Genomic DNA, 26,977 nt, shown 5'->3' on the forward strand with positions numbered 1-26,977 from the left:
CGACGATTTCGCCAATGGGAGGAATGCATGGATCGCTGCAACAGGCTGGTCGACGTCGGCCGCCGTCAATTCTTGAGGGGAGGGGCATTCGCCGCCGCCGGCATGGCCACCGCGGTGGCGCTGCCGGTACAAGCTGAGACCAAGGCTGCACCCGGTCTGGCGCTGGTCGAATACCCGTCGAACAAGCTGGCCAACATAGCCGATTTGAAACCAAACGAGCCTTTCGATGTCGGCTACCCCGATGAGAACGCGCCCGGTGTGCTGCTGAAGCTTGGAATGAAAGTGGAAGGCGGCGCCGGTCCTGACGGCGACATCGTCGGCTTCTCGACCATCTGCCCGCACAAGGGCTTCCCGCTCAACTACAACGCCGAAGACCACTCCTTCAATTGCCCCGGTCACTATTCGCGCTTCGACGCGGATGCCGGCGGGCAACAGATCTGGGGGCAGTCGACCGCCAACCTGCCGCAATATGCGCTCCGCATTGACGACAAGGGCGACATCTATGCCGAGGGCCTGGACGAGCTGCTCTACGGCCGTTTGAGCAACGTGCTTTAAGGGAGGATCGGATCATGGCTTACAAACGTCACATCGACCGCCTGCCGATCATTCCGGCGGATGCCAAGAAACACAACGTCACCTGCCACTATTGCATCGTCGGCTGCGGCTATCACGCCTACACCTGGCCGACCAACAAGCAGGGTGGCACCGATGCCGCCTCGAACGTGTTCGGCGTCGAGCTGTCCGAGCAGCAGGCCGCCGAGACCGACGCCTGGTACGCGCCGTCGATGTACAACATCGTCAAGCAGGACGGCAAGGACGTCCACATCGTCATCAAGCCGGACCACGACTGCGAGGTGAATTCCGGCCTCGGCTCGGTGCGCGGCGCCCGCATGGGCGAGCTGCGTTACTCGACCGCCCGCGGCTCGCAGCAGCAACGTCTCACCGATCCAATGGTCTGGCGGTACGGCCAGATGCAACCGACCTCCTGGGAGGATGCCCTCGATCTCGTTGCCCGTGTCACCGCCGCCGTCGTCAAGGATCAGGGCGAGGATGGGCTGTTCGTCTCCGTTTTCGATCACGGCGGTTCGGCCGGCGGCTACGAAAACACCTGGGGCACCGGAAAACTCTATTTCGGCTCGATGAAGGTGAAGAACATCCGCATCCACAACAGGCCGGCCTACAATTCCGAGGTCCATGCGACCCGCGACATGGGCGTCGGTGAGCTGAACAACTGCTACGAGGATGCCGAACTCGCCGATACGCTCGTCTCGGTCGGCAACAATCCGTTGGAGACGCAGACCAACTATTTCCTCAACCACTGGGTCCCGAACCTGCGCGGCACCTCGATGCAGAAAAAACAGGCGCAGCTTCCGGACGAACCGCATGCCAACGCACGCATCATCTTCGTCGATCCGCGCCGCACCGTGTCGGTCAACGCGGCCGAGGCCGAAGCCGGCAAGGAAAACGTCATGCACCTTGCCATCAACTCCGGCACCGACATGGTGCTGTTCAATGCCTGGCTGACCGAAATTGCCGACAAGGGCTGGGTCGACAAGGCCTTCATCGACGCGTCGACCACCGATTTCGACAAGGCCCTCGCCGCCAACAAAACCACGCTCGATGACGCGGCGAAGATTACCGGGCTGACTGTCGACCAGATCCGTCAGTCGGCGGCATGGATCGCCGAGCCCAAGGACGGTAAGCGTCGACGCACCATGTTCGCCTATGAGAAGGGCCTTATCTGGGGCAACGACAACTATCGCACCAATGCCGCGCTGGTGAACGTCGCGCTCGCCACCGGCAATGTCGGTCGCGAGGGTGGCGGCTGCGTGCGCATGGGCGGCCACCAGGAAGGCTATGTCCGTCCCTCCGATGCGCATGTCGGCCGACCCGCCGCCTATGTCGACAAGCTGCTGATCGAGGGCAAGGGCGGCGTTCATCACATCTGGGCCTGCGACCACTACAAGACGACGCTGAACGCCCACCAGTTCAACATGGTCTACAAGAAGCGCACCGACATCGTGAAGGATGCGATGAGCAAGGTGGCGTATGGCGACCGGCAGGCGATGGTCGAAGCCATCCTGGCCGCCATCAAGGCCGGCGGCCTGTTCTCGGTCGACGTCGACATCATCCCGTCCAAGATCGGCGCGGCGAGCCATGTCTGGCTGCCGGCGGCCGAGTCGGGCGAGATGAACCTGACGTCGATGAACGGCGAGCGTCGCATGCGGCTGGTCGAGCGCTACATGGACCCGCCCGGCAACGCCAGGCCGGACTGTCTCATCGCGGCCGGGCTTGCCCAGCACATGGAAAAAGTGGTGCGCGAAATGGCGACAATGCCTATGCCGACCAGTTCAAGGGTTACGACTGGAAGACCGAGGAAGACGCCTTCATGGACGGCTACAACAAAAATGCCGGAGGCGGCGAGTTCGTTACCTATGAGCGTCTGAAGGCGATGGGCAATAACGGCTTCCAGGAGCCCGCCACCGGTTTCGAAGATGGCAAGATCGTCGGCACCAAGCGTCTTTATACCGATGGCAAGTTCGGGACAAAGGACGGCAAGGCGACCTTCATGGAAGCGCAATGGCGCGGCCTGCAGGCGCCGGGCAAGGAGGAGCAGAAGAAGAACAACAAGTACCTCATCAACAACGGGCGCGCCAACCAGGTCTGGCAGAATGCCTTTTTGGACCAGGAGAGCGAATTCGTGATGGACCGCTGGCCCTATCCGTTCATCGAGATGAGCCCGGACGACATGAGCGAGCTCGGCGTGAAGAACGGCGACCTCGTCGAGGTCTACAACGAGAGCGGCTCAACCCAGGCGATGGTCTACCCGACGCCAAGCGCCAGAAAGGGCGAGACTTTCATGCTGTTCGGATTCCCGACCGGCGTGCAGGGCAACGTCATCAACGCCGGCACCAATGAGCTGATCCTGCCGAACTACAAGCAGACCTGGGCGAACATCCGGAAAATCTCGGATGCCCCGGAAGGCGTGAAGCACCTGTCGTTCAAGTCGCAGGAGTATCAGGCCGGCTGAGGCGGCCCTCCCAAGCCCCATCAGGCCGCCGACCAATGCCATCAGGCAGCGGCGGCCTCGAGCTTCTCCTCGGAATTGCCGAGCGCCAGGACCTGAGTCTCCGATGCGCGCAAAGCCCTGTGCGATCGCCAGGCGATCGCAGACGTCACGGCTGCGTCGGCCGCGTGGCGGCCGCCAGTGCGTCGATGTCGTCGTAGAGCGCCTGGCTGTGACGGTAGAGCTGCTCGAAAACCGGTTGGGTGCGCCTGTAGATCTCGGCCCATCCGGGGTCCGGCAGGATTTCGGCGCCGTAGCTCACGAAGCGCTCGGCCGCCTGGTCGACGCGCGAGAAGCGGCCTGTCGCCGTCGCGGCCATCGCGGCACAGCCGACAATGCCGCATTCGGGCTCCCGCGGGACCAGGATCGGAATGTTGAAGGCACTGGCCTTGATCTTCAGCCAGAGTTCGGTGCGCGCCCCGCCACCGGCGGCGATGACGCGCTCCAGCGGCCTGTTCGACGCCTGTTCCATGATGCGGATGTGGCGCGTCATGGCAAAGGCGATGCCTTCCAGGATCGAGCGGTGCAGATGCTCCATGCCATGCCCGGCGCCCAATCCGAAGAACTGTGCACGGGCGTTGCGATGGCGCCCCAGGCGTTCGCCGGTGAGAAAGGGCATGAAGAGCAGCGCGTCGCAACCGGCCGGCGCCTCGGCGGCGCGGGCGACGATCTCGTCATAGGACAGCGCGTTGCCGTGGAAGGCACGGCGTGCCCAGCGCATGCCGTCGCCGCCGGTCTCCAGCAGCACGAATTGCGCCCAGTTGCCTTCGACCGTCGCAACGTTCGAGATTTCCGGGTCAAGCAGCGGCTTCTCCGCGATAACAGTGATGATGGCGCCCGTGCCGGTGCTGTCGGAACCCATTCCCGGGCGACAGGCGCCTGAGCCGAGCAGTGCCACCGGATAGTCGGCGCCACCGACCAGCACCGGGGTTCCAGAGCGCAGGCCGCTGTCGAGCGCCGCCTGTTCGGTGACGTGGCCGACGACATCCAGCGGGTTGCGGATCGGCGGCAGCTTGGCGGCGTCGAGACCCATGCGCTCGATCATCACCGGCGACCAGTCGAGCCGCTCCGGGTTCATCAGGAAGCTGCAGGACGCGTCGCCCGTATCCATGGCGATCTCGCCGGTCAGCCGGTAGTTGATGTAATCCTTCGGCATGATGGCGACTGCGCTGCGGGCGTATGCGGCGGGATCGTTGTCTCGGACCCATTGCAGTTTGAAGCCCGGCCATGCCGGGGTCGGCGTGTTGCCGCTTTCGGGCAGGTAGCTGTCCGGCTCATTCGCTTGCTGGAAGCGACGGACGAGATCGACGCTGCGCTTGTCGTTCCAGAGCGGTGCCGTGTCGCGCGTCGGCGCTCCGTGCGCGTCGAGCAGGACCAGCCCGTGCATCTGCCCGCAGACGCAGATGGCAGAGATGTTTTCGCGGGCGCCTTCGACGCGGTCCAGCACCGTCTTGACGCTCGCTCGCGCACCCTCCCACCAGTCGAGCGGCCGCTGTTCGGCCCAGCCGAATTCCGGCACGATCTGGTCGTGCTCGCGCGACGCAAGCTCGAGGATCTTGCCGGCGACATCGATCAGTGCGGCGCGGACGCTGCCGGTGCCGACGTCGATGGCGAGGAAAAGCTCGCCGCTCATTTCGGAAGTGTCCTGAGATGGGCAAACATGTGATCCTCTGTCTATCGGTCAGAGCGAGCGCGGCGTGACGAGACCCACGGCATCAGCCTTTCACCGCTTCGATGGCGATGCGCGACATCGCGTCGAAATCCGGCCCGGACACCGGGATCGCGATGTCGAAGACCTCTGCGATCACCTGCGTCCAGCCATGCAGGAAATATGTCCAACCATCCTCGATCTGCAACTGCTGTCGGGCCTGCTGCCGCCTTGCCTGGTCGAGGAAGATCAGGTCGCCGCGATAGTTGAGATCCCAGGCAATGCCGCGCTTGGGGAACACGCCGTCATCGGTAATCGGCGAGCCGGGCGCGTCCTTGCCAAGTCCGGTCGCGTTGATCACCAGCGAGCCTGGTTTCAGCGCCGCCAACGTCTCGTCATTGATCTCTGGTCGGTCCGCCAGGACATATTCGAGCTCGACCGCCGACGTCATGTCTCTGTGGATGCGATCGATTTCATCGAGACGCGGCTGCGAACGGTCGCTGACAATGATGCGCGAAGGCACGTCGGCGCCACGTTGCTTGCGCATCAGGTGCCAGGTGATCGCTATCGTCGATCCGCCGGCGCCCATCGACAGGACCTCCGCGCCGGTGTCCGCAAAATATCCCGCCGGAATGAAACCGTCTATCGCAAGGCCCGAAGAGATCGGATCCTTGGCATGGCAGACGAGTTTTCCGCCCCGCTTCGACAGGCAACTGGTCTCGTGCATCAGGCGGGCGTGCGGATCGATCACATCGAACAGGTCGCGCGCTGCGTTGAAAAGATCGATCTTGTGCGTGGTGACCAGCGCGCCAAGCGACTGCGGGTCGGATTTTATGAAGGAGACGACCTCACGGTAGGCCTCCGGATCGGCATGGAGTGGAAAGTCGATGCCCCTGAGAACCGCATCTTTGAGATCCGCTTCCTTCAGCCCGAGGTGGCGCGCCCATGCCGGGAAAACCCGCATGATCGAGCTGCTCGTCGTCGTGACGCCGATAAAATAGAATGTCGGCTGGGTGGCCGGCCGATAGCGGCTCATTTGCCATTCTCCCGGATTTTCTCCGCGCGCAGTGCAGCAATGCTAAATGAAGCAGCGATCTCGTAGCGAGCCTTCATGCCGGCGCCGTGCCGGATTGTTGCCAATAGAGGGCAGAGATCAGCTTTGCGTCACGCGGTCGCCAATCCGGGTTGTCGACTTGCCTCCAGCCTCCATCGCCGGCGACCACGCGCGAGCGCATGCCTCCCGATCTCGCGATGATCTCGTAGTCCTGCCCTGAATCGGCGGGGTAGCAGAACAGCATCACCAGATCGCCTTCCCCGACATTGATCGAGCGGTGGATCCAGAACGGCGGAACGTAACAGACGGTCTGGGCGTCGATCGGCAGGATGCGAACCTCGCCCTCCGGCGACTCCATCAGCATGAGACCGTGGCCTTTCTGGCCATAGTAGATTTCGGGCCGGTTGGCCTGCCTGTGGATATGGCCGCGCGTCATGAAATACTCGTCGCCGACCTTGCCGGGCGCCATGTGCGTGACGCCGAAAATCAGATCGCCCGACTGCTCGGTCGGTCGGAACTCGGAAACCTCGTAGACGATGCGCTCGCCCCATGTCGCGCGCATGGCTTCGAAGGCCGCGGCGTCGGCATAGAGCCCGTCCAGATCGCGGAAACGCTTCTGGTAGCTGCCGGTTGCATCTCCCATCGCACCAGTCGACAGGTCGACCTTGCATCCAATGGGCTCAAACAATCTCGTCAAAGGGCTACCTCATACTGCATTGCAGGTGGCGTCGGCGCTGATCTGGCCCGCACCTCCTGCTTTCGAAAAGACCACTTGCTTTGCAGGGTACGATTTGCTCTGCCTATGCAGACCAGCATGGAGGTTGCTGGATTATGGCAGATTTCGACCACGAAGCACACGACAGTGGGTTGGGCGGCATGCCGCATCCGCTGTCTTAAGCAATCCAGGAGACCGCCTTGCTCCTCCAGGTCGCCTTCGACAAGCCTGAGCACCTGGCCCTGCTCGCGCAGATGAAGGAATTTGCCGACATTATCGAGATCGGCACGCCGTTGCTGAAACGCCTCGGCCTCTCGGCCATCGCCACGGCGCGCGAGCTCTGCCCTGAAGTCATGGTGTTGGCCGATACCAAAACCGTCGACGGCGGCCAGTTCGAGGCTGATATGGTATTCGGCGCCGGTGCCGCGTTCATGACGGTGCTTTCGTGTGCTTCGTCCGCCACGCATGAGACGGTGGGAAAACGTGCCGCAGCCTTCGGCGCGACGGTGATCGTCGACACCATCACCGAGATGGGCAAGGCAGAACTGCTTCCCTTGAATGCTGTCTTCCCCGAAAGCTTTGGCTATGTCGCGGTCCACTCGCCAACCGATGCGCGGCTGGCAGGCAACACCTCCACCTCACATATCGACGCCGTGAGAAAGATGCATGATCGCGGCTTTCTGGTTTCGCTCGCCGGCGGGATCGGCCCCGACACGCTGGAAGCGGTGATCGCAGTCGAGCCTGAAATCCTCGTGGTTGGCAGCGCCATCACAGAATCCGCAAGCCCGAAAGAGGTAGCCCGATGGATTCGCGACAGATTGCCCAATCCAGGCCGTGGCTGGCCGTGGGACAGGAGATAACCGAAGTTCTTGGCCGGATCGACGCCGACGCCTTTGCAGGGCTGGTGCAGGCGTTCGATGACCCCGATCAGCGATGGTTCTTTTCCGGGCAGGGACGCTCCGGCCTTGTCGCTCAGATGGGTGCGATGCGCTTCATGCATCTTGGCCGAACGGTGCATTTCGTCGGTGAGGTATCGGCGCCATCGATCCGCGAGGGCGATGCGCTGCTGATCATCTCCGGCTCCGGGGAAACGCCGGTCAGTACAGGCTTTGCCCGCATCGCCAAGGCGGAGGGCGCCAAGGTCGTTGCGCTGACGCATCAGCCGGCCGGGACCCTGGCCGGCATTGCCGATGTCACGCTGCATGTCCCTGTCGAGAAATCGAAACAGTTTGGCGGCAGCCTGTTCGAGCAATCCTGCCTCATCCTGCTCGACAGCATTGTGCTCTTCATGGCCCAGCAGATACCCGACGCGCACAGACTGATGTTGCACCGCCACACCAACTTGCAGTGACCATGCCGACGGTGGTGAGCATCGGTCACGGGGATTGTCGATGCGGTGGAATATTCCCCAGGCAAGATCGAGCGGTTTTCTGGCGACTCCGCGCTAAAACCGCTGCGCGCTTTTGGGCGACATGCATTAGCCGGGAAGCCCGCGGGGCAGCTCACCTTCCGTCGCGGCAAGGCACTGGACTCGCTGCGCGATGCCGATATTGTGCTTGGCAAGCGTTGGTGCCGTGCTCTGGCGACGGCAACCGACGGGGAGATACCGGCGGCTTGGTTCGCAGAAACATGTCCCGGTCAACACGGGAGGAAGTCTGATGAGAATTGGGGTCTTTCTGGCCGGCTTTTCGGCTTTTGCCGCGCTGGTTGGCGCACCTGCCTTCGCGCAGGACAAGCCGTTTGCGGGAGTTACCGTGAACGTCATTACGCAGACCGGTGCGATTCAGGAGCCTCTACAGAGGCGCGCGCCCGAGTTCGAAGCGCTCACCGGCGCCAAGATCAATGTCATCGCGGTGCCCTTCTCGGATCTCTATCAAAAGATTCTCACCGACTGGGCGAGCGGCACCAACTCGGTCGACGCCGGCGTGTTCGCCCCGCAATGGATGGTCGACTACATTGCCGGCGGCTACCTCGAGGACCTGACGCCGCGGGTCGAGGCCGACAAGGACATCCAGCAGGAGGATGTGGGCGCGTTCTTCCGGGATTTCTCCGAGAAGTACAGCGGCAAGACCTACATGATCACGCTCGATGGCGACTTCCACATGATGTACTACCGTAAGGATGTGCTCGAAGCGGCCGGCCTGGCGGTGCCGAAAACCTGGGACGAGTATCTCGAGGTCGCCAAGGCCACGCATGGCAAGGACATGAGCGGCGATGGCACGCCGGATTTCGGCTCCTGCATCGCCAAGAAGCGCAACGCGCAGAGCTATTGGTTCGTCACCGATGTGGTCGGCTCGATGACCCAGTCCAAGGGAACCAGCCAGGGCACCTTCTTCAACACCAAGGACATGACGCCGCTCGTCAACAACGACGCCTTCCGCAAGGCGCTCGACTTCCTGTCTGAATCGACCAAGTACGGCCCGCCGGACGAGCTGAACCTCGACGTCAGCGATACGCGGCCGCTCTTCGCTTCCGGCCGCTGCGCGCTGAACCTCGACTGGGGTGATGTAGGCACGATCTCGATCGATCCGAAGCAGTCCAAGGTGATGGGCAAATGGGGCGCGGCGATCATGCCCGGATCCAAGGAGGTCCTGAACTGGGACACCGGCAAGCTAGAGGCCTGCACGACGGAAAACTGCCCGCACGCGATCGACGGCGTGAACCATGCGCCATTCGCCGCCTTTGGTGGCTGGGGCGGCGGCATCAACGCGGCGGCCGATCCGAAGGTAAAGGACGCCGCCTATGCCTACTTCTCGTTCATGACGCAGCCGGCACAGTCGAATGCCGACGTCACCGTCGGCGGCACCGGCTTCAACCCGTATCGCACCTCACAGCTCAGCTACAGCGACCTTTGGAAGAAGGCCGGCATGAGCGAGGAGGAGGCCAAAGTCTACCTGGGCGCGATCAATGACAGCATGAGCAGCCCGAACATGATCCTCGACCTGCGCATCCCACAAAATCAGAAATACCAGCAGGTGGTGCTCGACGAAGCGGTCTCGCGCTTCCTCGCCGGCGAAATCGACAAGGAAGCGACCGTCGCGGCGGTCGAGGAAGGCTGGAATGAGCTGAACGAAGAGGTTGGCAAAGACCAGCAGCTCGAACTTTACAAGGCGACCATCGGCGCCAAATAGGCAGCCAAGCAAACGACCCGGCGTGGCATCGGTCCGCGCCGGGCCTGATGCCTGCCCCACTTTCTCAGGGTATGATGACCGCAACCGACACGATGCCAGACGCTGCCGACCGCCGCAGCTGGGCCGAATGGCTGGACGGTCACTCCGGCCGGATCATGGTGCTGCCAGCCGTCATCGTGCTTCTCTGCTTCGCAATTTTTCCGCTCATCATCTCGGCCTACCTCGCGCTTTCGCGCTTTGCGCTCGCGCCGGGCGGATTCACCCTGAAATTCATCGGACTTTTGAACTTCCGCAAGCTGCTGGTCGGCTCGCAGCAGTATCACCTGCTCGGCAAGTTTGGCACGTTCGGCTTTGTCCAATCCGCTTTGCTGGCCTTGATCGCGGCAGGGCTGTTTTTCCTCCTCGCCCGCTACTTGTTGCGTGGCAGGCCGACCATCGTCGGCACGGTTGGTCGGCTTCTCGCGACGGCGATGGCGATGGGCCTGGCGGTTCTTGCGCTGGCCACCATGGCGCCGGGCGGCGTGCCGGGGACTGTCGTCAACACGCTTCTCTACGTGTTCGTCGGCGTGTCCGTGCAGTTCGCACTGGGGCTCGGCCTCGCGCTGCTGTGCGGCCAGCCGATCCGCGGCCGGAATTTCTTTCGCGTCCTCTTCTTCATCCCGCTGATGGTAACCCCGGTCGGTATCGCCTACACGTTCCGAATGCTCGCCGACATGCAGAAGGGGCCTTTCGCCCCACTCGTGCGCGCTTTCGGCATCAGCGAGTGGTCGTGGGCGACAGAGGCCTGGTCGGCGCGGCTGATGGTGTTGGTCGGCGACACCTGGCAGTGGACGCCGTTCATGTTTATCGTGCTGCTGGCGGCCATCGAGAACCAGCCGCGCGATCAGGTCGAGGCGGCGCGGCTCGACGGAGCCAACGGCTTCCAGATTTTTCGCGACATTACCTGGCCAGCGATCGCGCCGATTGCCGCTACCGTCGTGCTGATCCGGCTCATCGAGGCTTTCAAGATCATCGACCTGCCGAACGTGCTCACCGGCGGCGGTCCCGGCCTGGCGACGGAATCGATGACGCTCCATTCCTTCATTTCCTGGCGCACCCAGGATCTCGGCGGCTCGGCCGCTATCGGCTACATGCTGCTCTTCATCTCGACCATCGTATGCGTCTCGTTCTTCAACTTCGTGGTCCGGCCGGCGCGCCGGTTCGAAGCATGAGCACCGAGCCGCGCTCGCTGGCGCGCCGGCTGTTCGAGCCGGCCTCGATCGACAGCCAGGCGCCGGTCGCCAGGGTGCTGACCTATGTGCTGTTGTCCCTGTGGACGCTGGTTGTGGTGATTCCCCTCTACTGGGTGTTCATCACGTCCTTCAAGGGGCCTGGGGAGGTCGACAACGGGCCGTTCTATCTCCCGTTCGTCGACTTTGCCCCTTCGCTTCAGGCATGGGACTTCATGCTGGTGCAGAATTACACGCTGCGCCCTTACATGAATTCGGTCGTTGTCGCGGTCGCCAGCACACTGCTCGCAGTTCTGATCGGCTCGCTGGCGGCCTACGCGCTCGTGCGTATCCGCTTCCAGGTGAAGCTCGCCGCTGTTGCAATCTTCTTGATCCTGCTCACCGCAATCATCGTGGCGGTGGCCACTTTCGGCGTGCGGTGGGAGATCGCCATTGTCGTGGCGGCAGCTCTCTTCGTCATTGCGCTGTTCACGCTCGTTGGACGCACGAAGCTTGCGGTCGGCAACAGCGACATTGAGTTCTGGATCATCTCGAACCGTATCATGCCGCCGATCGTCGCCGTATTGCCGATCTACGTGATGTTCCAGCAGATGCGCCTGCTTGACACGCAGGTGGCGCTGATCGCCACCTACACCGCTATCAACCTGCCGATCGTCGTATGGCTGACGCGCGATTTCTTCGCCGGCATCCCGCTCGACCTCGAGGAGAGCGCACAAATAGACGGCGCCTCCAAGTTCCGCGTTTTCTTCACCATCGCGCTGCCGCTGGTGCGGTCCGGCCTGGTCGCGACCTTCCTGCTGGTGCTGATCCTTGCCTGGAACGAGTATCTGCTGGCCCTCTTCCTCTCCAATGCCGATGCGCAGACCATGCCGGTGCTGGTATCAGCACAGAACACGACCCGCGGGCCGCAATGGTGGAACATGTCGGTGTTGATCACCGTGATGATCGCCCCCGTGATCATAATCTCCAGCATCCTGCAGAAGCATATCGCGCGCGGACTGCTGGTCGGCGCAGTGAAGGGCTAGTCATTATGCGGGTCACCCTGTCCGATATCTACAAGTCCTTCGGCGCGGTCGAGGTTGTCAAAGGGCTCGACCTGGAGATCGAGGACGGCGAGTTCCTGGTGCTGCTCGGCCCTTCAGGCTGTGGCAAGACGACAGCTCTGCGCATGGTGGCCGGGCTTGAATCGGTGAGTTCCGGCCGCGTCCTCATCGGCGACCGCGACGTCACCCATGTGCTGCCCAAATATCGCGACGTGGCGATGGTGTTCCAGTCCTACGCGCTCTATCCGCACATGACGGTTGCGGAGAACATCGCATATCCGCTGAAGCTGCGTGGTGTGCCGCGCACTGAGCGCGACGCCGCCGTGCGCAGCGCCGCCGTCAAGGTCCACCTCGAGGAGTTCCTCGACCGCTACCCACGGCAGCTTTCCGGCGGTCAGCGGCAACGCATCGCGCTCGCCCGCGCCATGGTGCGGCGGCCGAGCGTCTTCCTGATGGACGAGCCGCTCTCCAACCTCGACGCCAAGCTGCGCGGCCACATGCGCTCGGAACTGAAGCGCCTGCAGGCCGATCTGGGCGTGACGACGATCTACGTCACCCACGATCAGATCGAGGCCATGACCTTGGCGCACCGTGTTGCCATCATGAACCGCGGCGTCGTGCAGCAGATCGCGACGCCCCGACAAATCTACGATGATCCGGCGAACCTGTTCGTCGCCGGCTTCATCGGCTCGCCGCCGATGAATTTTCTTAGGGGCGAGCTGGTCGAGGGTAGCTTCGCCTGCGCGGAAGGGCGATTTGCGACCAGCGTTGCCGAAAGCCGGAAAAAGGTCACTGCCGGCCTCCGGCCCGAGGATTGCCGGGTCACTGGCCCATCGGAGGGCAAGATTGCGGCGCGGGTCTATGCCGTGGAACTGATCGGCGATCATACCTTGATCACCTGCCAGTTCGGTGGGGCCACCGTAACCGTCAAGGCCGATAAATCGGCGCACTACGACATGGATGAGCCGATCGGCATCACCTTCCAGGATGCCGCCGTCTTTCTGTTCGATGCGGAAACTGGAGCCCGCATCGGCGGCCGCGCCGGCAGACAGGCGGCCGCGTGACTTAAGTTCTTGTTTTTATGGATGTCGTTATCGCAAAACCGCTGCGCACCCTCGGGTCAGGCCCAAGGGCATGCTTTTGCGCGACATATATTAATTCTCCTCCACGAACACCTCTTCGCGCTTCTTCTTGACCGCCGGCAGGAAGACGATGACGAGCACGGCGAAGGCGATGAACAGCAAGCCGGCGCTGATCGGCCTCGTCACGAAGGTGGTCGGGTCGCCGCGCGCGAGAATCATGGCGCGGCGCAGGTTTTCCTCGAGCAGCGGGCCGAGCACGAAGCCGAGCAGCAGCGGCGCCGGTTCGCAGCGCAGCTTGGTCAGGAGATAGCCGAGCAAGCCGAAGAAGGCGACGGCGTAGAGGTCGTAGATGTTGGTGTTGACGCTGTAAACGCCGATCGAGCAGAACGCCATGATGATCGGGAAGAGCACGTAATACGGGATCGTCAGGAGTTTCACCCAAAGCCCGATCAGCGGCAGGTTCAAGATGATCAGCATCAGATTGCCGATCCACATCGAGGCGATGATGCCCCAAAACAGCGCCGGCTGTTCGATCGCGACATTGGGGCCGGGCACGATGCCCTGGATGATCATCGCGCCGATCATCAGAGCCATGACCGGGTTGGCCGGAATGCCGAGCGTCAGCATCGGGATGAAGGAGGTCTGCGCACCGGCATTGTTGGCCGATTCCGGCCCGGCGACGCCTTCGACGGCGCCCTTGCCGAATTCCCCGGGGTTTTTCGATATGCGTTTTTCGACCGTGTAGGAGGCGAAGGCTGCAAGGATCGCGCCGCCGCCCGGCAGGATGCCGAGCGCCGAACCGATGATGGTTCCGCGCACGATCGGCGCCGCCATGCGGCGAAAGTCGTCGCGGGTCGGCATCAGGCCGGAGACGCTTCGGATCATCACCGAGCGCTCGTGCTCGTTTTCGAGGTTGCGCAGGATCTCGGCGACGCCGAAGACGCCGACCGCCACCGCGACGAAATTCAGCCCGTCGGCATATTCGCGGATGCCGAGCGTGAAGCGCGGCGTGCCGGTGTAGATGTCGGTGCCGACAATGCCGAGCAGCAGGCCAAGCACGACCATCGCCAGCGCCTTGACAATCGAGCCGTGGGCGAGCGCGACGGACGAGACGAGGCCGACGATCATCAGCGAAAAATACTCGGCCGCGCCGAATTCCAGCGCGATCGCCGTCAGTGGCGGGGCAAAGACGGCGACGAGGAAGGTCGACACCGTGCCAGCGAAGAACGAGCCTATCGCCGCGATGGCGAGTGCCGCCCCGGCGCGGCCGTTCTTGGCCATCTGGTAGCCGTCGATGGCGGTGACGGCCGACGAGGATTCGCCAGGCATGTTGATGAGGATGGCGGTAGTCGAGCCGCCATATTGCGCGCCGTAATAGATGCCGGCGAGCATGATAAGCGAGGAAACCGGGTCGCCGATCTGGAAGGTGATCGGCAACAGCATGGCGATGGTGGCGGTGGCGCCGATACCGGGCAAAACGCCGATCAGCGTGCCGAGAAGGACGCCGATCAGGCAGAAACCGAGATTTGCCAGCGACGAGGCCGTCGAAAAACCAAGCGCGAGGTTGTCGAGGAGTTCCATGTTCATCTCCTCAAAACTGCAGCCACGGGCCGAAGCGCCGGAACGGCAGGCCGAGCGCATAGCTGAAGACGAGGAAAGCAAACAGCGTCAGGCCGGCGGAGAGCACGAGCGCGGTCAGCGGCCTCATGCGGCCGCTGGCAAAGGATGCGATCAGCGCCGTCAGGAAGATCGAGGGGAGGAAGCCGAGGCCGCGCACGGTCAGGCCGAAGAAGATCGGGGCAGGCAGGATGAACAGCATGCCGCGCCAGGCTACATGGCCGATTGGCTCGCTCTCGAAGCGCACCGCTTCGACGAGGATGACGGCGCCGAGCAGGATCAGCACGATTGCCAGGACCAGCGGGAAATAGCCCGGTCCCATGCGGAAGGCGGTGCCGATTTCGAGGTCGAGCGACTGCAGCGCGAAAAATCCGCCGAGAAAGATGAACAGCGCGGCGCATATGCCGTTGGTCGCGTCGATTGTGAAGGGTTTCATGACGTCCTCCCAGGCCCGCACCGCGGGCGCGCCGATGCCGGTGTGAAAAAAACGGGGCGCTGGTAGGCGCCCCGTTTGTGAAGACTTCAGTCGGCGTACTGGCCGGCGGCTTCGATGATCGGCTTCCAGCGCGCGATCTCGCCCTCCAGCTTGGCCTTCAGCGCGGCCGGAGTCGCATCAGCTTCAGGCGATGGCTTGGTGCCGAGTTCGGCGAAGCGGGCGACGACATTCGGGTCCTTCAGCGCGACCTGAAGCGACTTCGACAGGCGTTCGGTGACCTCCGCCGGCGTGCCCTTGGGCGCGTAGAGGCCGTGCCAGATGCCGACCTGCACTTCCGGGAGACCGGCTTCCGTCGTCGTCGGGACGTCCGGCAGAACATCGAGGCGTTCAGCCGAGGTGACGGCGTAGACCTTGATCGTGCCGCCCTGGATCTGCTTGGTGGTGTTGGTCGACTGATCGCACATGATGTCGACCTGGCCGCCGAGAAGGTCGGTCATGGCCGGGCCGGTGCCCTTGTAGGGCACGGTGACCAGAGGCGTGCCGATCGCGCTCATGAACAGCATGCCGCACAGATGCGAGGCCGCGCCTATGCCGGCATTGGCGACGGTGACGGTATCCTTGTTGGCCTTGGCGTAGTCGACCAGCCCCTTCAGGTCGGTCGGCTCGAGGTCCTTGCGGCCGACGACGGTCATCGGCACCTCGGTGACGAGGCCGACATATTCGAAGCTGTTCAGCGTGTCGTATGCGAGCTTTCTGTACAGCGTGGCGCTGGTCGCCATGCCGATATGATGGAGGAGCAGCGTATAGCCGTCCGGCTCGGCGCTCGCGACGCGACCGGCGCCCAGTGTGCCGCCGGCGCCGCCGACATTCTCGACGATGATCTGCTGGCCGAGATCTTTCGACATGGCTTCCGCGACGAGGCGCGTGACCGTGTCGGTCGGGCCGCCGGCCGAAAACGGCACCACCACGGTGATGGTGCGTTCGGGATAGGTTTGCGCGCCCGCGGCGAACGAATACAGCGAGACGGCGGCGGCGGCGGCCAGAGCGGCGGCGAATCTTCTCATCTCAATTTCCTCCCAGGATATGAATTCCCAACCGCCTCCTGGAGTTCTTCTCAACACCGGCTGCGGGTGGACCAATAACTAGCGTAACCTAGCGGATTGCAATCGGACTCAAGCCGCATGCTGCTATTATACACAAGTCCGCGCAAATGGGTGAAAAGGTGCCATCGAGCCGGAGGCGGACTGCCGGGCGCCCAATGGTCGAAGATGGCATGTTTAACGAGCACAGGCCGCGGACCGGCCTTACGCCTTTCCTCTGGATTATGCGGGATAAGTGGAGAGCGGCTCTCCTGATGTCGATCTGCGAATCGCATGTTCGACGCCGCGGAGCTCGGCCAATCCCTTGAGCCGACCGATGGCCGGATAGCCGGGCTGCGCCCCGCGCGTCAGGTCATCGAGGATATCCTGGCCGTGGTCGGGGCGCATCGGGATGACGGCGTCCTGGCGGCCTTCCACTTTGCGCCGCGCTTCCTCGCGAAGCAGCGCCGCCACCACCGCCACCATGTCGGTGTCGCCGGCAAGGTGCTCGTCCTCGTGGAACGAGCAGGGGGTGCCGGCCGCTTCCTTGCGCACATTGCGCAGATGGGCGAAGTGGATTTTTGGCCCCATCCGCTCGATCATGCCGGGCAGATCATTATCGGGTCTCGCGCCGAGCGATCCGGTGCACAGCGTCGCGCCGTTGGCCGGGCTGTCGACTGCGTCCAGAACGTAGCTGTAGTCGGCCTCGGTCGACATGATGCGCGGCAGGCCGAGCAGCGGAAACGGCGGGTCATCGGGGTGGCAGCAGAGTCGCAGGCCGAGGCGTTCGGCCGTGGGCACGACCTCCGCCAGGAAATCGACGAAATGCCGGCGCAGGGTTGTTGCGTCGATACGGTCATAGTTTGACAGTTGAGCCGCGAGGCCGTCGAGAGACGTGTCTTCGGTCGAGCCCGGCAGGCCGGAATTGACGCTTCTTGCCAGAATCTTGCGCGCATGGTCATCCATTTGCGCATATCGGCGCGCCGCCTCGGCGGCGATCTCCGGTGTGTAGTCGCCGGGCGCCGCCTGGCGTTTCAGGATATGGATGTCGAATGCGGCGAAGTCGATCAGATCGAAGCGCATGGTGGTGCCGCCATGCGGCAGGCGCCAGGCAAGATCGGTGCGGGTCCAATCGAGCACGGGCATGAAATTGTAGCAGATGACCGAAATGCCGGCTCGCGCCAGGTTTTCCAGCGATGTCCTGTAGTTGGCAAGATGGCTGCGCCATTCGCCGACCTGCGTCTTGATCGATTCGGAAACCGGCAGGCTTTCGACAATCTCCCAGGTCAGTTCGCTTGCGCTTCCATCCGGCAAGGATGCGACTTCGCGCTGACGCCTTTCGATTTCGGCGGGCAGCCAGACGGCGCCGTGAGGAACGTGGTGAAGGGCCGTGACGATGCCTTGCGCCCCGGCTTGACGCGCGTCCGCAATCGTCACCTTGTCGACCGGGCCGAACCAACGCCACACATGTCTCATTCGAACACTCCCGTAATAAGAATCGCCGTGCGGCCCGCCCGCGCTCCTGCCGCGGTGACCGACCTGCTGCTTTTCTTCATCCGCTGCTATCAGATTCCGGTGTCGGCGCGAATGGCGATAGCGGCTGACGGCAATCGACGCCAGCGCGAATTTCTAGGCTAAAGCGCGTCGTGTCTGAAGGGATTCATGCGACGCGCTTTAAGTCTTTGTTTTTGTGCATGTCGTTGACCCAAAACCGCTGCGCACTTTTGGGCGACATGCATTAGAGCAGCGCTTCGTACAGATCGCCGATCTTTTCAACTTCGAAATCCGCCGCCCTGCTTTTCAGGATGGCGGCAGAAGTGGGGTGGTCCAGCATTTCAGCCATCGCCTTTGCCATAGCCGCGGCATCGCCGACCGGCACCAAGGCGCCGAAACGACCGTCACCGAGAATCTCGCGCGGGCCATGTGGCGCATCTGTGGAGACTACCGGGACGCCCGCAGCCATGGCCTCGACCAGCACATTGCCAAAGCCTTCGCTCGTCGAGGAAAGGACGAACAGATCGGCTGCGGCATAACAGGCGGCTGGGTCGTTGACGTAGCCAGCAAAGAGCACGTCCGCGCCGATACCGGTTTCCTCGGCATAGGCGCGCAATTCGACAGCCAGCGGACCTTCGCCGAAGATGACAAGCCGAGCGCGGCGGCCGGCGCGCAGGATAGCGAAAGCCCGCAGCAAGGTCCGATGGTCCTTGACCGGCACCAGGCGCCCGGCGGTGGCGATGACCGGGCCATCGCCCATCGTCGCCAGCTGTGCCTGCCATGCATGGGAATCTTGTTCGAGCGCCGCAACCGGCGGCAGCGGATTGTTGATGACGACAATCTTGGATTTGGGAAAGCCGCGGGCCGCAATGTCGCGGCCGACACCCGCTGAGACGGCGATGGCTTTGGTTGCGCGCGCTGCAACCAGCGCGGAAAGCCAGACCGCTATTCTCGCGCCGAGGCTGCTGGAAGGCAGTGAGGCGGCTGCGTGGAAGCTTGGAAAGAACCGCGCTCGGCTTCGCGCCAGGAGAAGCGCCAGCGCCACGACCAGATTGGCAAATTCCGGGGCGCTGTAGACCGCATGCGGACCAAGGCGGCTGAACAAACCTGCGCTTCGCACGATGCCTTTCAGCGTCTCCCATTTGCCGTAACCCTCGCCCCGGATGGGAAGGTCGAAATCGACCAGATGCACGGCAGGCGAGCGCAGCGCGGCGTTGGGTCCTTGCGCGTTCCAGGTAAAAAGGGTGACATCGTGCCCACGCGATGCCAATTCGTTTGCCATGAGGACGAAGACACGCTCGGCGCCGCCGCCCCTGAGACTGGCGATGTGAAAGACAATGCGCTTCGCCATGCCTGGATTCAGGCTCGGCTGACGCCGATGCCTGATCGGTTCGGCGGCTGGCGCATGTCGCGAACGATGCCCATGGCAATGGCCAGCAGCATGCCCAGAGCAAAGCCGGCGAAAGCTCCCAGGCCTGCCGTCACAGGGGTGCGGGGCGGCCACGAGCGCCCCGGTGGCGGCACGGCGGTGGAAATCACCTGCACATTGGTGGTGTCGATCTGCTCGCGCTCGGTGATTTGGCGCGCGCGAGACAGGAAGCTTTCATAGACCGCCCTTCTCGAGGCGGCGTCGCGTTCAAGCTCACGCAGGGCGACCTGGGACTCGCTGTCGGTGAAAACGTTGTTCTTCAGAGCGTTCATCCTGGCGGTGAGAGAAGTCAACGAGGCGTTGGCCTTGTCCAGGTTGGCTTTTGCCGTGCCGACCGTGCGGGAGAACTCCGCCCTGAGCTGAGAACTGACGGTTTCGAATTCTGTCCTGAGCCGGACGATCGTCGGGTGGCGCGGACCAAAGGTCATGGACTGAGAATCGATCTGCTGCCGCAAGCCATTCGCCTTGTCGCGCAGCACTGAGAGTGCTGCCGAAACCGCGGGGTCAGGATTGGCCCCATTGACACCGGAAGCAACCAAGGCGTCGTAACTTGCCTGCGCCGCGATGACGCGCGATTGCGCCTCGCCAATTTCGCTATTGAGCTGCGTCATCGTCTGCGAACTGACAAGCTGGCCATTGCTGGCCGACAAATTGTGACTGCGCCTGTAGCTCTCGACCTTCTCCTCGGCTGCCTGCACGTCGCGCTTGAGTTGGCCGAGCCGGCCCTCAAGAGCAGCTGCGGCACGGCCGGCGCCAGCAGCTTCGGCCTTGGCCAGTTCTTCCTGGAAAGCCTTCACCATGGCTTGCGAGATCAGGATCGCCTTGCCGGTGGTTTCTGCCGATACCGCGAGGGTTGTGACGAACGAGGTTTCATCTGCAGCGACGCTGACCCGCTGCGCCAGGTTTTTTTGGGCGACAAGCTTCGGATCGGACCTGCCGCCACTCGCTGCAGCACCAGAGCTGGAAGCGGTCTGGTCCGGATCGAAAAACTCCGGATCGTTGGCTAGACCGAGTTCGTCCACCACACGTGCAAGCACGTTGCCGGAGGTCAAGATGCGCTGCTTGCTGCGCGCGTTCAGTATTTGGCTGTCGACCTGGCCCGGTTGCGAGTAGACATCGTTTTCCACAACCTGCAAATTGGCAGGATTGATGAGGATTTCCGTCGTGACGGTGTAACGCTGTTTGCTCAGCAACCCGTAGGCGGCGCCGATGACGCCGCCGGCCACAGCCAGCATCAATGCCAGGACGAGCCCGGCACGCAGCCAGACAAAAAGGCGTCGAAAATCGAGTTCGAGGAAATCGCCGATCTTGTCGAGCGTCACCGTTGGGACAGGCTCGGGCGTGGGCGGAGTGACAGGGACAGGGGGGCGTGCCATGACCGGAGCGTCCTGTTGCAGCCTTGCCCTGCTGGCGCGCCGCGCATTGGCGATCCGCTCGAACGCGCTGACGTCGGAACCCGCTGCAGAGGGAGGGGTTGTGCCGGAAGCGGCGGACATGGTGCTAACTCTGGTTATTCGCTACGCGGACCAGCACTACAGAAAGATCGTTAACATGTCATTTTCCAAGTTGGCATATTTTGCCGAGACACGCACCGCGTCCGTTCAGCGGTCCCTTGAATGGATCTCGTTGGCCAGAATGGCGTTTGAATACCTTCACTTGGATCGGCCATGAGCTATCCAGCTGCCGTATCGGAACGATCCAGCCAGGCGCGCCGTCAGAACGCGCTGTCGCTTCTGTTTTTCCTGTGCGCGGCGTTGGCGTTCCTGCTCCGCTTCACGGTCTCACCGCAGATCATGAACATGGTCGTCGACTATACCGCCGACGGCGGTTCGTTCTACGAGAAACTGCATGTCGGCACCTATGCTATCTTCCTGCTGCTTCCTGTCGTCCTTTTCAGCCGACCGTTTCTGCTGCAGGGCGACGAAATTGGAATCTTCAAGGCTCTGCTGCTCTATTCTGCGGTGATTTTCGCCCTGGTGCCGTATCTGTTCATCACCGGCCGCGCCGGCTCCTCCGGGTTTATCATCGATACCTATCTGGTGGCGGGCGCCGCAGGCCTGTTGATGCTGGCCCTGAACGCGCAAGTGCGGCGTGCCTTGGGCGACCTCGTGCTTGGGATGGTGGTCCTCAGCGCTGTGATGGGCACGATCGAAGCGGTGACTCAACATCGATTTCTGCCCTACGGTCTCAACGAACTGCAGTTCAGGCCGATCGGCCTATCGGCGCACCCGCTGGCCCTGGGCGCGCTCTGCGCCACAGTCATCGGGTTCGTACCGCTGACGAACTGGCGCATATGGGTGCGGGTGCTGGCGATCTTCGTATTGCTCGTCGGCTGTGCTGCATCAGGCGCCCGCGCCGCCCTGTTGCTCGCTGCCGCAGAAACCCTCATCCTGCTGATGTTCGTGCCTTGGCCGCGCCTGTCCCTCAAGCATCAGCGGCAGGCCAAGTCTGTCGTGCTGCTGTTCGCCGTGGCGGGCGGCGCAGTGCTGGTGGCCCTACTGTTTTCGGGCGGGCTGCTGAACCGATTCGGCAACACGATCTTTGACGAAAATTTCATGGCGCGGGTGACGATCTACCAGGTGTTCGGACTTGTCAGCTGGAAAGACATCCTGTTCGGCATGAACGTCGATGACCTGCTGGCGATCGTGAACGAGAAGTTGCATCTGCCCTACATCGAGAGCGCGCCGGTGGTCATCATCATGCTCTTCGGCTTGCCGATAGCCGCGCTCTTTATCGTGCTGGTATTCTGGTTCATTTTCCGGTTGCTGCGCGGGGCGCCGCTGCCGGCATGGATCGGCACCATGACGTTCCTGCTTGCTGCGCTGTCGAACAACGCGCTCTCGTCAAAATCGCCGGAGATCACGATTATCGTGGTGCTGCTGCTTGCCTATAGAAACGCTTCGTTTCGAAGCGGGCCCGGGAGCATACTGTCGGCCGCGGCTGCATCCGAGCCAAAACTGGGTCGGCCTGGATAGCGCAGGCTCCCGACGCGTCAGCCGGCGCTATCCACAACCTCGACATTGCCTGCGCGGTTGAGCGTGTGAATCCCCGTGCGGGCCCATGCCGGTCCCGGGCCGATCGGGCGGGGCGGCGCAAAACGGACGTCGAAATCGTCAAGCCGTTCCAGGCGCATCAACCCGAGACCGCCGCCATAGGCTCTCGACCCGTTTTGCACCGGCAGCACCAGGGCGTCACCGTGGCCGATAAAGGCGCCGCCGGGGCGAGCGGCCGAGTGATCGACGGCGATGGGATTGAGCGCGTGCGCAACCCACGGCCCGCGCAGCGAGGGTGCGGAATAGACCGCCATCGTGTCCGACGCGCTGCCATAACCGAACCGCTCCGTCCCCAACAGCCAGAAGCGGCCGTCCGATTCGAGCAGCGTGGCATCATTGAAATCCTTGTCCGTCAACAGCACGGTGTCGCGTACCCAGCGATCTGGAAACTGCGCGGCGCGGTAGAGCACAAGCTCGCGCGCCGCCGCACTTTCAGGAATCATGAAAATCTCGCCGTCGTGAGCGAACACCTGCGGATACGACAGGTGGTGCTTTTCCTCCAGCACCACCCTCGGTACGCCGAAGCTGCCGCCGTCACCCAGTTCGGCGACAGAAATCACGCCGCGACCCGTAGCGTAGGGAAATTCCTCGACAAACAGATAGTGGCGGCCATCCCGCTCGAGGACGAACGGATCGGCATAGAATCGCTGGCCATCGTCCGGCAGGACGGTGAACGGCTTACCGTCGAGCTGCCCGGTTTCGGCGACACCTGGCCCGTCGATCAGCCGATAGGCAACCTGCCAATAGAAGGGACGCCGTCCAAGCCTGAGTTTTTGCACGGCGCGATCGACCAGCCCCTTGCAGAAAAAAGGCAGATAGTGCCGGACAAACCTGCCGTTCCTCAGGATCGGCGCCGGGCTATCGGCTATCGGCGCAAGTTCGCCCGCGGCAAAACGGGCGACGCTTTGCGCGACCAGCGAGATGGCCCCAGCGAGCAGGTCGTTGCAACTGCGAGACAGCCAGAGCCGGTCGCTGAGCATCGGTCGCCCCCGAGCGACTGCGACGCTATCGAGGCAAACGGCAAGTTCGGGCAATCGCCCGCTCGCCAGCATCTCGGCCACACCGGCGGGGAAGGTGCTGTGGCCGCAAACTTCGAGCGTCAGAACCGGCGTGCCACGTCGTACGGCAGTGCCGGTGAGATCGATTACGAGGTCGGCTGGACCAGAACCGCCAGACGGCAACGGCTCGGAACGGCTTGCCAATGAGGGACCGAAGCGCCGGCTCTCGATCGCCAGCATAACATCCAGGCCGCGTGCGATCGGCGCAGGCGTCGGCGCGCGGCCGCTCGAAACCACGTGACCGGCTGCGCTCAACCGCACAAAAAGCTCATTTTCCCAGCGCCGAGATCCGACCGTGTGGCCGATGATTAAAATGTTAGTCAATCGAATATGTTCTTTTTCAACCCTACTCTGCCAGGATACCTATCGGTTTGGGCTTTCATAAGAGTTACCGGGGAGGACGTAGCTTGGCTGTTAATCATATATTAAGATTTAAGGTCGCGGAGGCGGCTTCTGCCGCTATTATGGCTCGTGGCGAATAATCGGCAGGTCGCGACGCCTTCTGGCGACCAGGATCAGCAATGAACGTCCTTTCACATTCAAACCTGCCGTCCAGGCAAAAACTGCTGATCGTGTTCGGCACCAGGCCGGAGGCGCTCAAGTGCTTTCCGGTGGTGCGTGCCGCGCTTGCCCATCCAGGTTTCATCACCGAGACATGCATCACCGGCCAGCATCGCGAGATGGTCGACCAGGTCATCGAACTGACCGGCCTGCCGGTGCATCACGATCTCAACATCATGCAGCCCGGCCAGACATTGTTCGACGTGACCTCGCGTGTGCTGCTGGGCATGGCCGAAGTGCTGGAGAAGGCGAAGCCCGATATCGTCCTCGTGCAAGGCGACACGACCACGGCGATGACTGCGGCTCTGGCTGCCTTCTACAAGCGCATCCCGGTCGCCCACATCGAGGCAGGATTGCGCAGCCACGATATCAACTCTCCGTTTCCGGAGGAACTGAACCGCAAGATTGCCGGCGATATCGCGACCTGGCATTTCGCGCCGACCATCCAGGCGCGCGACAATCTCATCGCCGAAGGAAAGGCTGCGAGCACCATCTTCGTGACCGGCAACACGGTGATCGACACGCTGTTGCATTTTTCCGGCGCGATCGACGCCGACAGGCAGATGAGCGCAAAACTTGCCGCCCGCTTCCCGTTCCTCGATCCCGCCAAGAAAATGATCCTCGTCACCGGACATCGTCGTGAGAATTTCGACGGCGGCATCCATCGTATCTGCACGGCGCTGAAGGGGCTGGCGGTGCGCGAGGACGTGCAGATCGTCTATCCGGTCCATCCCAATCCCAATGTGCGCTCGGTGGTCAACGCAGAACTGGGCGGGGTGCCGAATATCCACCTGGTCGACCCGCAGGACTATCTGCCGTTCCTGTTCCTGCAGAAGCAGAGCTATCTCGTGCTGACCGATAGCGGCGGCGTGCAGGAAGAAGCGCCTTCGCTCGGCAAGCCGGTGCTGGTGATGCGTGAGAATACCGAGCGGCCCGAGGGGATCGCGGCGGGCACCGCCCGTCTCGTCGGCACCGATATCCAAAAGATCCTGTTGAATGCCAACAGCCTGCTCGACGACCAGGCGGCCTATCGCGGCATGGCGGAACGACACAACCCATATGGCGATGGCCGGGCCAGTAACCGGATCGTTGAGGAACTGCTGCATCATGGCTGAGATCAAGACCGTTTCCGTTATCGGCATGGGCTATATCGGCCTGCCGACCTGTGCCATCTTCGCCAGTCGCGGGCTCGACGTCATCGGCGTCGACGTCAACGAAGCGGTGGTCGAGAAGGTCAATCGCGGCGAGATCCACATCGTCGAGCCGGACCTCGATGGTCTGATCCAGAAGGTTGTGGCCAACGGCAAGCTCAGGGCTTTCAGCACGCCGCAGCCGGCGGACGCCTTTGTCATCGCCGTGCCGACCCCGATGACCGAGGACCACAAGCCTGACGTGAGCTATGTGCTCGCGGCGGCACGCAGCATTGCCTCGGTGCTGAAGCGGGGAGACCTTGTGGTGCTGGAATCGACATCGCCGGTCGGCACGACGCGCATCATGACGGGACTGCTTGCCGAGTTGCGGCCCGACCTCAAATTTCCTCTCGTGCATGGCGAACAGGCCGATGTCCTGGTCGCCTATTCGCCCGAGCGGGTGTTGCCGGGAAAGGTCCTTACCGAGTTGATCAACAACGATCGCTCGATCGGCGGACTGTCGCGCAAGTCGTCGGAACGCACCGCGGCACTCTATTCAACCTTTATTGCCGGCGACCTGTTCACGACCCAGGCCGAAAGCGCGGAACTGGTGAAGCTGACCGAGAACGCGTTTCGCGACGTCAACATCGCCTTTGCCAACGAGCTTGCGGCGGTGTGCCAGGATCTGTCGCTCAACGTCTGGGAGGTGATCGATCTCGCCAACCGGCATCCCCGCGTCAACATCCTGCAGCCAAGCCCGGGGGTCGGCGGCCACTGCATTGCGGTCGATCCGTATTTTATCATCGATGCAGCACCCAACAGCACGCGGCTGATGGCTTCGGCACGCCGGATCAATTCCGAGCGTCCGTTGTCGGTGGTCAGGGATATACAAGCCTTGCTCGACCCGTCCCGCAAACAGACGATCGCTTGCCTTGGCCTCAGCTTCAAACCCAATATCGACGATATGCGCGAGAGCCCGGCCGTCGAGGTGGTGAAGCTTTTGTCGGATATTCCCAACCTGAAGATCATTGCGGCTGAACCCAACGCACACAGGCTGCCGCATGAGCTCGAGGGCAAGGGCATCGTCTTCACCGATGCGCTTTCCGCCATCGACCAGTGCGATATCGTCGTCCTGCTGGTCGACCATCGGCAGTTCAATCTGGTCGATCCCGAAGCGCTCAAGGACAAGAAGCTCATCGACACCAGGGGTTTGTGGACCTGGCGCAAGGCACGCAAGCCCGACGCACGCATCGAAGGCAAGAAATCAGCGATCGAGGCGCTTCCTGCAAGTGCAGAGGAGGCCGCATGAACGCGCACGACCCGGCCTGGGCGCAGCATCGCCTGTTGGCATCGCGGCGCCGGGAATTCCTTGGCGCGCCGATCCATGCGCTGACCATGGCCGAGACGCTGGCCATCGCCGATGAGGCGATGACCCTGCGGCGGCCGCTGCATCATGTGGTGGTGAATGTCGCCAAGCTTGTGAACATGCGCAACAATAGCGAACTGCGGGAGGATGTGGCGACGGCGGATGTGATCAACGTCGACGGCATCGGCGTGCTTTGGGGGGCGCGTCTTTGCGGCGTCGCACTGCCGGAGCGGGTGGCCGGCGTCGACATCATGATCAATCTGCTGAGCCTCTGCGCAAATCGTGGCTTCAGGCCCTTCCTCCTGGGCGCCGAACAATCCGTTCTCGATGCCGTTGGAATGCGACTTGCCAGGGATCATCCGGGTCTCGTTGTCGCCGGCATGCGCAATGGCTATTTCAAGCCGGAAGACGAGGCCGGCATCGTCGAGGCGATCAACGCCTCGGGGGCCAACTGCCTGTTGGTGGCGATGCCGACGCCGCGCAAGGAGCGCTTTATCAAGCGCTATCGTGACGAACTCACCCCGAGTTTCGTCATGGGCGTGGGCGGCAGTTTCGATGTCTATGGCGGCAAGGTTGCCCGGGCGCCAAAACTGGTTCAAGCGGCCGGTCTGGAGTGGTTGTTTCGCGTGGCACAGGAGCCGCGACGCTTGTGGCGCCGCTACTATGACACCAACACCGCCTACGCGGCGCTGCTGTGCCGGGAGTTATGGGGCCGTCGGGGACGCCGGAAGGTCGATCCATAAATAGCTTTACCAGGGCGCCGACCCTGGGCTGCTGCATCAGTC

22 protein-coding genes and 1 pseudogene are annotated in these 26,977 nt (G+C 62.7%); 13 read left to right on the forward strand and 10 right to left on the reverse strand.

Annotated elements, in window-relative coordinates:
- The first annotated feature begins 27 nt into the window (after positions 1-27).
- Both M727_RS0102640 and M727_RS35685 read left to right on the forward strand, forming a co-directional pair.
- Entirely contained in the window at positions 28-555 is a 528-nt protein-coding gene (locus M727_RS0102640; protein ID WP_027151358.1) for an arsenate reductase (azurin) small subunit, read from the forward strand.
- Positions 556-569: 14 nt separating this feature from the next.
- Positions 570-3,031, forward strand: a pseudogene (locus M727_RS35685) (arsenate reductase (azurin) large subunit).
- Between the two features lie 145 nt (positions 3,032-3,176).
- Here the strand turns inward: M727_RS35685 and M727_RS0102650 are convergent.
- The 3 genes from M727_RS0102650 to M727_RS0102660 all read right to left on the reverse strand — a co-directional run bounded on the left by M727_RS0102650 (position 3,177) and on the right by M727_RS0102660 (position 6,466).
- Positions 3,177-4,700 carry an FGGY family carbohydrate kinase gene (locus M727_RS0102650; RefSeq protein ID WP_027151359.1) on the reverse strand — a complete coding sequence of 508 codons (1,524 nt, stop codon included), beginning with the start codon at positions 4,698-4,700 and terminating at the stop codon, positions 3,177-3,179.
- An 82-nt stretch (positions 4,701-4,782) separates the two neighbouring features.
- Entirely contained in the window at positions 4,783-5,751 is a 969-nt protein-coding gene (locus M727_RS0102655; protein WP_027151360.1) for a hypothetical protein, read from the reverse strand.
- 73 nt (positions 5,752-5,824) lie between these two features.
- Positions 5,825-6,466 carry a glucose-6-phosphate isomerase gene (locus M727_RS0102660; protein WP_027151361.1) on the reverse strand — a complete coding sequence of 214 codons (642 nt, stop codon included), beginning with the start codon at positions 6,464-6,466 and terminating at the stop codon, positions 5,825-5,827.
- 218 nt (positions 6,467-6,684) lie between these two features.
- On the opposite strand from M727_RS0102660, the gene M727_RS0102665 reads away from it, so the two are divergent.
- The 6 genes from M727_RS0102665 (at position 6,685) to M727_RS0102690 (ending at position 12,951) form a co-directional block, all read left to right on the forward strand.
- On the forward strand, positions 6,685-7,344 hold the full coding sequence (locus tag M727_RS0102665; protein ID WP_027151362.1) for an orotidine 5'-phosphate decarboxylase / HUMPS family protein: 660 nt from the start codon (positions 6,685-6,687) through the stop codon (positions 7,342-7,344).
- A complete protein-coding gene (locus M727_RS0102670) occupies positions 7,329-7,835 on the forward strand; it encodes an SIS domain-containing protein (protein WP_051505491.1) in 507 nt (168 codons plus the stop codon). Before M727_RS0102665 ends, M727_RS0102670 begins: the two co-directional genes overlap by 16 nt.
- Positions 7,836-8,142: 307 nt before the next feature.
- Positions 8,143-9,615, forward strand: coding sequence for an extracellular solute-binding protein (locus M727_RS35690; RefSeq protein WP_051505492.1), 1,473 nt, complete (start codon positions 8,143-8,145; stop codon positions 9,613-9,615).
- A 74-nt stretch (positions 9,616-9,689) separates the two neighbouring features.
- Entirely contained in the window at positions 9,690-10,826 is a 1,137-nt protein-coding gene (locus tag M727_RS0102680; RefSeq protein WP_036261268.1) for a sugar ABC transporter permease, read from the forward strand.
- Positions 10,823-11,869: a carbohydrate ABC transporter permease gene (locus M727_RS0102685; protein ID WP_023797762.1), complete on the forward strand. Its 1,047-nt coding sequence runs from the start codon at positions 10,823-10,825 to the stop codon at positions 11,867-11,869. Before M727_RS0102680 ends, M727_RS0102685 begins: the two co-directional genes overlap by 4 nt.
- Positions 11,870-11,874: 5 nt before the next feature.
- Positions 11,875-12,951: an ABC transporter ATP-binding protein gene (locus tag M727_RS0102690; protein WP_036261102.1), complete on the forward strand. Its 1,077-nt coding sequence runs from the start codon at positions 11,875-11,877 to the stop codon at positions 12,949-12,951.
- A 90-nt stretch (positions 12,952-13,041) separates the two neighbouring features.
- Here M727_RS0102690 and M727_RS0102695 read toward each other — a convergent pair whose 3' ends face one another.
- The 6 genes from M727_RS0102695 to M727_RS0102725 form a co-directional block, all read right to left on the reverse strand.
- Positions 13,042-14,550, reverse strand: a complete 1,509-nt coding sequence (locus M727_RS0102695) for a tripartite tricarboxylate transporter permease (RefSeq protein ID WP_027151366.1) — start codon at positions 14,548-14,550, stop codon at positions 13,042-13,044.
- A gap of 10 nt (positions 14,551-14,560) precedes the next feature.
- Positions 14,561-15,022: a tripartite tricarboxylate transporter TctB family protein gene (locus M727_RS0102700; RefSeq protein WP_027151367.1), complete on the reverse strand. Its 462-nt coding sequence runs from the start codon at positions 15,020-15,022 to the stop codon at positions 14,561-14,563.
- Positions 15,023-15,108: 86 nt separating this feature from the next.
- Positions 15,109-16,086 (reverse strand): tripartite tricarboxylate transporter substrate-binding protein, encoded by a 978-nt coding sequence (locus M727_RS0102705; RefSeq protein WP_027151368.1) that lies wholly within the window; start codon positions 16,084-16,086, stop codon positions 15,109-15,111.
- Positions 16,087-16,344: 258 nt separating this feature from the next.
- A complete protein-coding gene (uxuA, locus tag M727_RS35695; RefSeq protein WP_051505493.1) occupies positions 16,345-17,577 on the reverse strand; it encodes a mannonate dehydratase in 1,233 nt (410 codons plus the stop codon).
- 262 nt (positions 17,578-17,839) lie between these two features.
- A complete protein-coding gene (locus tag M727_RS0102720; RefSeq protein WP_027151369.1) occupies positions 17,840-18,946 on the reverse strand; it encodes a glycosyltransferase in 1,107 nt (368 codons plus the stop codon).
- Positions 18,947-18,954: 8 nt separating this feature from the next.
- Positions 18,955-20,400, reverse strand: a complete 1,446-nt coding sequence (locus M727_RS0102725; RefSeq protein WP_245268370.1) for a GumC family protein — start codon at positions 20,398-20,400, stop codon at positions 18,955-18,957.
- Here M727_RS0102725 and M727_RS42895 point away from each other — a divergent pair.
- Together M727_RS42895 and M727_RS0102735 are read left to right on the forward strand one after the other, a co-directional pair.
- Positions 20,399-20,695 (forward strand): hypothetical protein, encoded by a 297-nt coding sequence (locus M727_RS42895; protein WP_236377645.1) that lies wholly within the window; start codon positions 20,399-20,401, stop codon positions 20,693-20,695. The genes M727_RS0102725 and M727_RS42895 overlap by 2 nt on opposite strands.
- Complete coding sequence (locus M727_RS0102735; RefSeq protein WP_027151371.1) at positions 20,692-21,999, forward strand: VpsF family polysaccharide biosynthesis protein; 1,308 nt, start codon at positions 20,692-20,694, stop codon at positions 21,997-21,999. The genes M727_RS42895 and M727_RS0102735 overlap by 4 nt, the downstream gene beginning before the upstream one ends.
- Before the next feature lie 17 nt (positions 22,000-22,016).
- Here M727_RS0102735 and M727_RS0102740 read toward each other — a convergent pair whose 3' ends face one another.
- Positions 22,017-23,396 carry a hypothetical protein gene (locus M727_RS0102740; RefSeq protein ID WP_027151372.1) on the reverse strand — a complete coding sequence of 460 codons (1,380 nt, stop codon included), beginning with the start codon at positions 23,394-23,396 and terminating at the stop codon, positions 22,017-22,019.
- Between the two features lie 260 nt (positions 23,397-23,656).
- Between M727_RS0102740 and wecB the strand changes: the two genes are divergently transcribed.
- The 3 genes from wecB to M727_RS0102755 are packed head-to-tail and all read left to right on the forward strand — an operon-like array spanning position 23,657 to position 26,935.
- Positions 23,657-24,811, forward strand: a complete 1,155-nt coding sequence (gene wecB / locus M727_RS0102745; RefSeq protein WP_036261106.1) for a UDP-N-acetylglucosamine 2-epimerase (non-hydrolyzing) — start codon at positions 23,657-23,659, stop codon at positions 24,809-24,811.
- Complete coding sequence (gene wecC, locus M727_RS0102750) at positions 24,804-26,135, forward strand: UDP-N-acetyl-D-mannosamine dehydrogenase (RefSeq protein WP_027151374.1); 1,332 nt, start codon at positions 24,804-24,806, stop codon at positions 26,133-26,135. Before wecB ends, wecC begins: the two co-directional genes overlap by 8 nt.
- Entirely contained in the window at positions 26,132-26,935 is an 804-nt protein-coding gene (locus M727_RS0102755; RefSeq protein WP_027151375.1) for a WecB/TagA/CpsF family glycosyltransferase, read from the forward strand. The genes wecC and M727_RS0102755 overlap by 4 nt, the downstream gene beginning before the upstream one ends.
- The last annotated feature ends 42 nt before the right edge of the window (positions 26,936-26,977 follow it).

The sequence above is a fragment of the Mesorhizobium sp. WSM2561 genome, assembly GCF_000513915.1.
Taxonomy (GTDB): Bacteria; Pseudomonadota; Alphaproteobacteria; order Rhizobiales; family Rhizobiaceae; genus Mesorhizobium; species Mesorhizobium muleiense.

Coding starts and splice junctions, on each gene's coding strand:
- M727_RS42895 (WP_236377645.1), top strand. CDS start 20,399: ATGACCGGAGCGTCCTGTTGCAGCCTTGCCCTGCTGGCGCGCCGCGCA.
- M727_RS0102650 (WP_027151359.1), bottom strand. CDS start 4,700: ATGAGCGGCGAGCTTTTCCTCGCCATCGACGTCGGCACCGGCAGCGTC.
- M727_RS35690 (WP_051505492.1), top strand. CDS start 8,143: ATGAGAATTGGGGTCTTTCTGGCCGGCTTTTCGGCTTTTGCCGCGCTG.
- M727_RS0102720 (WP_027151369.1), bottom strand. CDS start 18,946: ATGGCGAAGCGCATTGTCTTTCACATCGCCAGTCTCAGGGGCGGCGGC.
- M727_RS0102690 (WP_036261102.1), top strand. CDS start 11,875: ATGCGGGTCACCCTGTCCGATATCTACAAGTCCTTCGGCGCGGTCGAG.
- uxuA (WP_051505493.1), bottom strand. CDS start 17,577: ATGAGACATGTGTGGCGTTGGTTCGGCCCGGTCGACAAGGTGACGATT.
- M727_RS0102685 (WP_023797762.1), top strand. CDS start 10,823: ATGAGCACCGAGCCGCGCTCGCTGGCGCGCCGGCTGTTCGAGCCGGCC.
- M727_RS0102680 (WP_036261268.1), top strand. CDS start 9,690: ATGACCGCAACCGACACGATGCCAGACGCTGCCGACCGCCGCAGCTGG.
- wecB (WP_036261106.1), top strand. CDS start 23,657: ATGAACGTCCTTTCACATTCAAACCTGCCGTCCAGGCAAAAACTGCTG.
- M727_RS0102735 (WP_027151371.1), top strand. CDS start 20,692: ATGAGCTATCCAGCTGCCGTATCGGAACGATCCAGCCAGGCGCGCCGT.
- M727_RS0102655 (WP_027151360.1), bottom strand. CDS start 5,751: ATGAGCCGCTATCGGCCGGCCACCCAGCCGACATTCTATTTTATCGGC.
- M727_RS0102755 (WP_027151375.1), top strand. CDS start 26,132: ATGAACGCGCACGACCCGGCCTGGGCGCAGCATCGCCTGTTGGCATCG.
- wecC (WP_027151374.1), top strand. CDS start 24,804: ATGGCTGAGATCAAGACCGTTTCCGTTATCGGCATGGGCTATATCGGC.
- M727_RS0102700 (WP_027151367.1), bottom strand. CDS start 15,022: ATGAAACCCTTCACAATCGACGCGACCAACGGCATATGCGCCGCGCTG.
- M727_RS0102640 (WP_027151358.1), top strand. CDS start 28: ATGGATCGCTGCAACAGGCTGGTCGACGTCGGCCGCCGTCAATTCTTG.
- M727_RS0102725 (WP_245268370.1), bottom strand. CDS start 20,400: ATGGCACGCCCCCCTGTCCCTGTCACTCCGCCCACGCCCGAGCCTGTC.
- M727_RS0102695 (WP_027151366.1), bottom strand. CDS start 14,550: ATGGAACTCCTCGACAACCTCGCGCTTGGTTTTTCGACGGCCTCGTCG.
- M727_RS0102705 (WP_027151368.1), bottom strand. CDS start 16,086: ATGAGAAGATTCGCCGCCGCTCTGGCCGCCGCCGCCGCCGTCTCGCTG.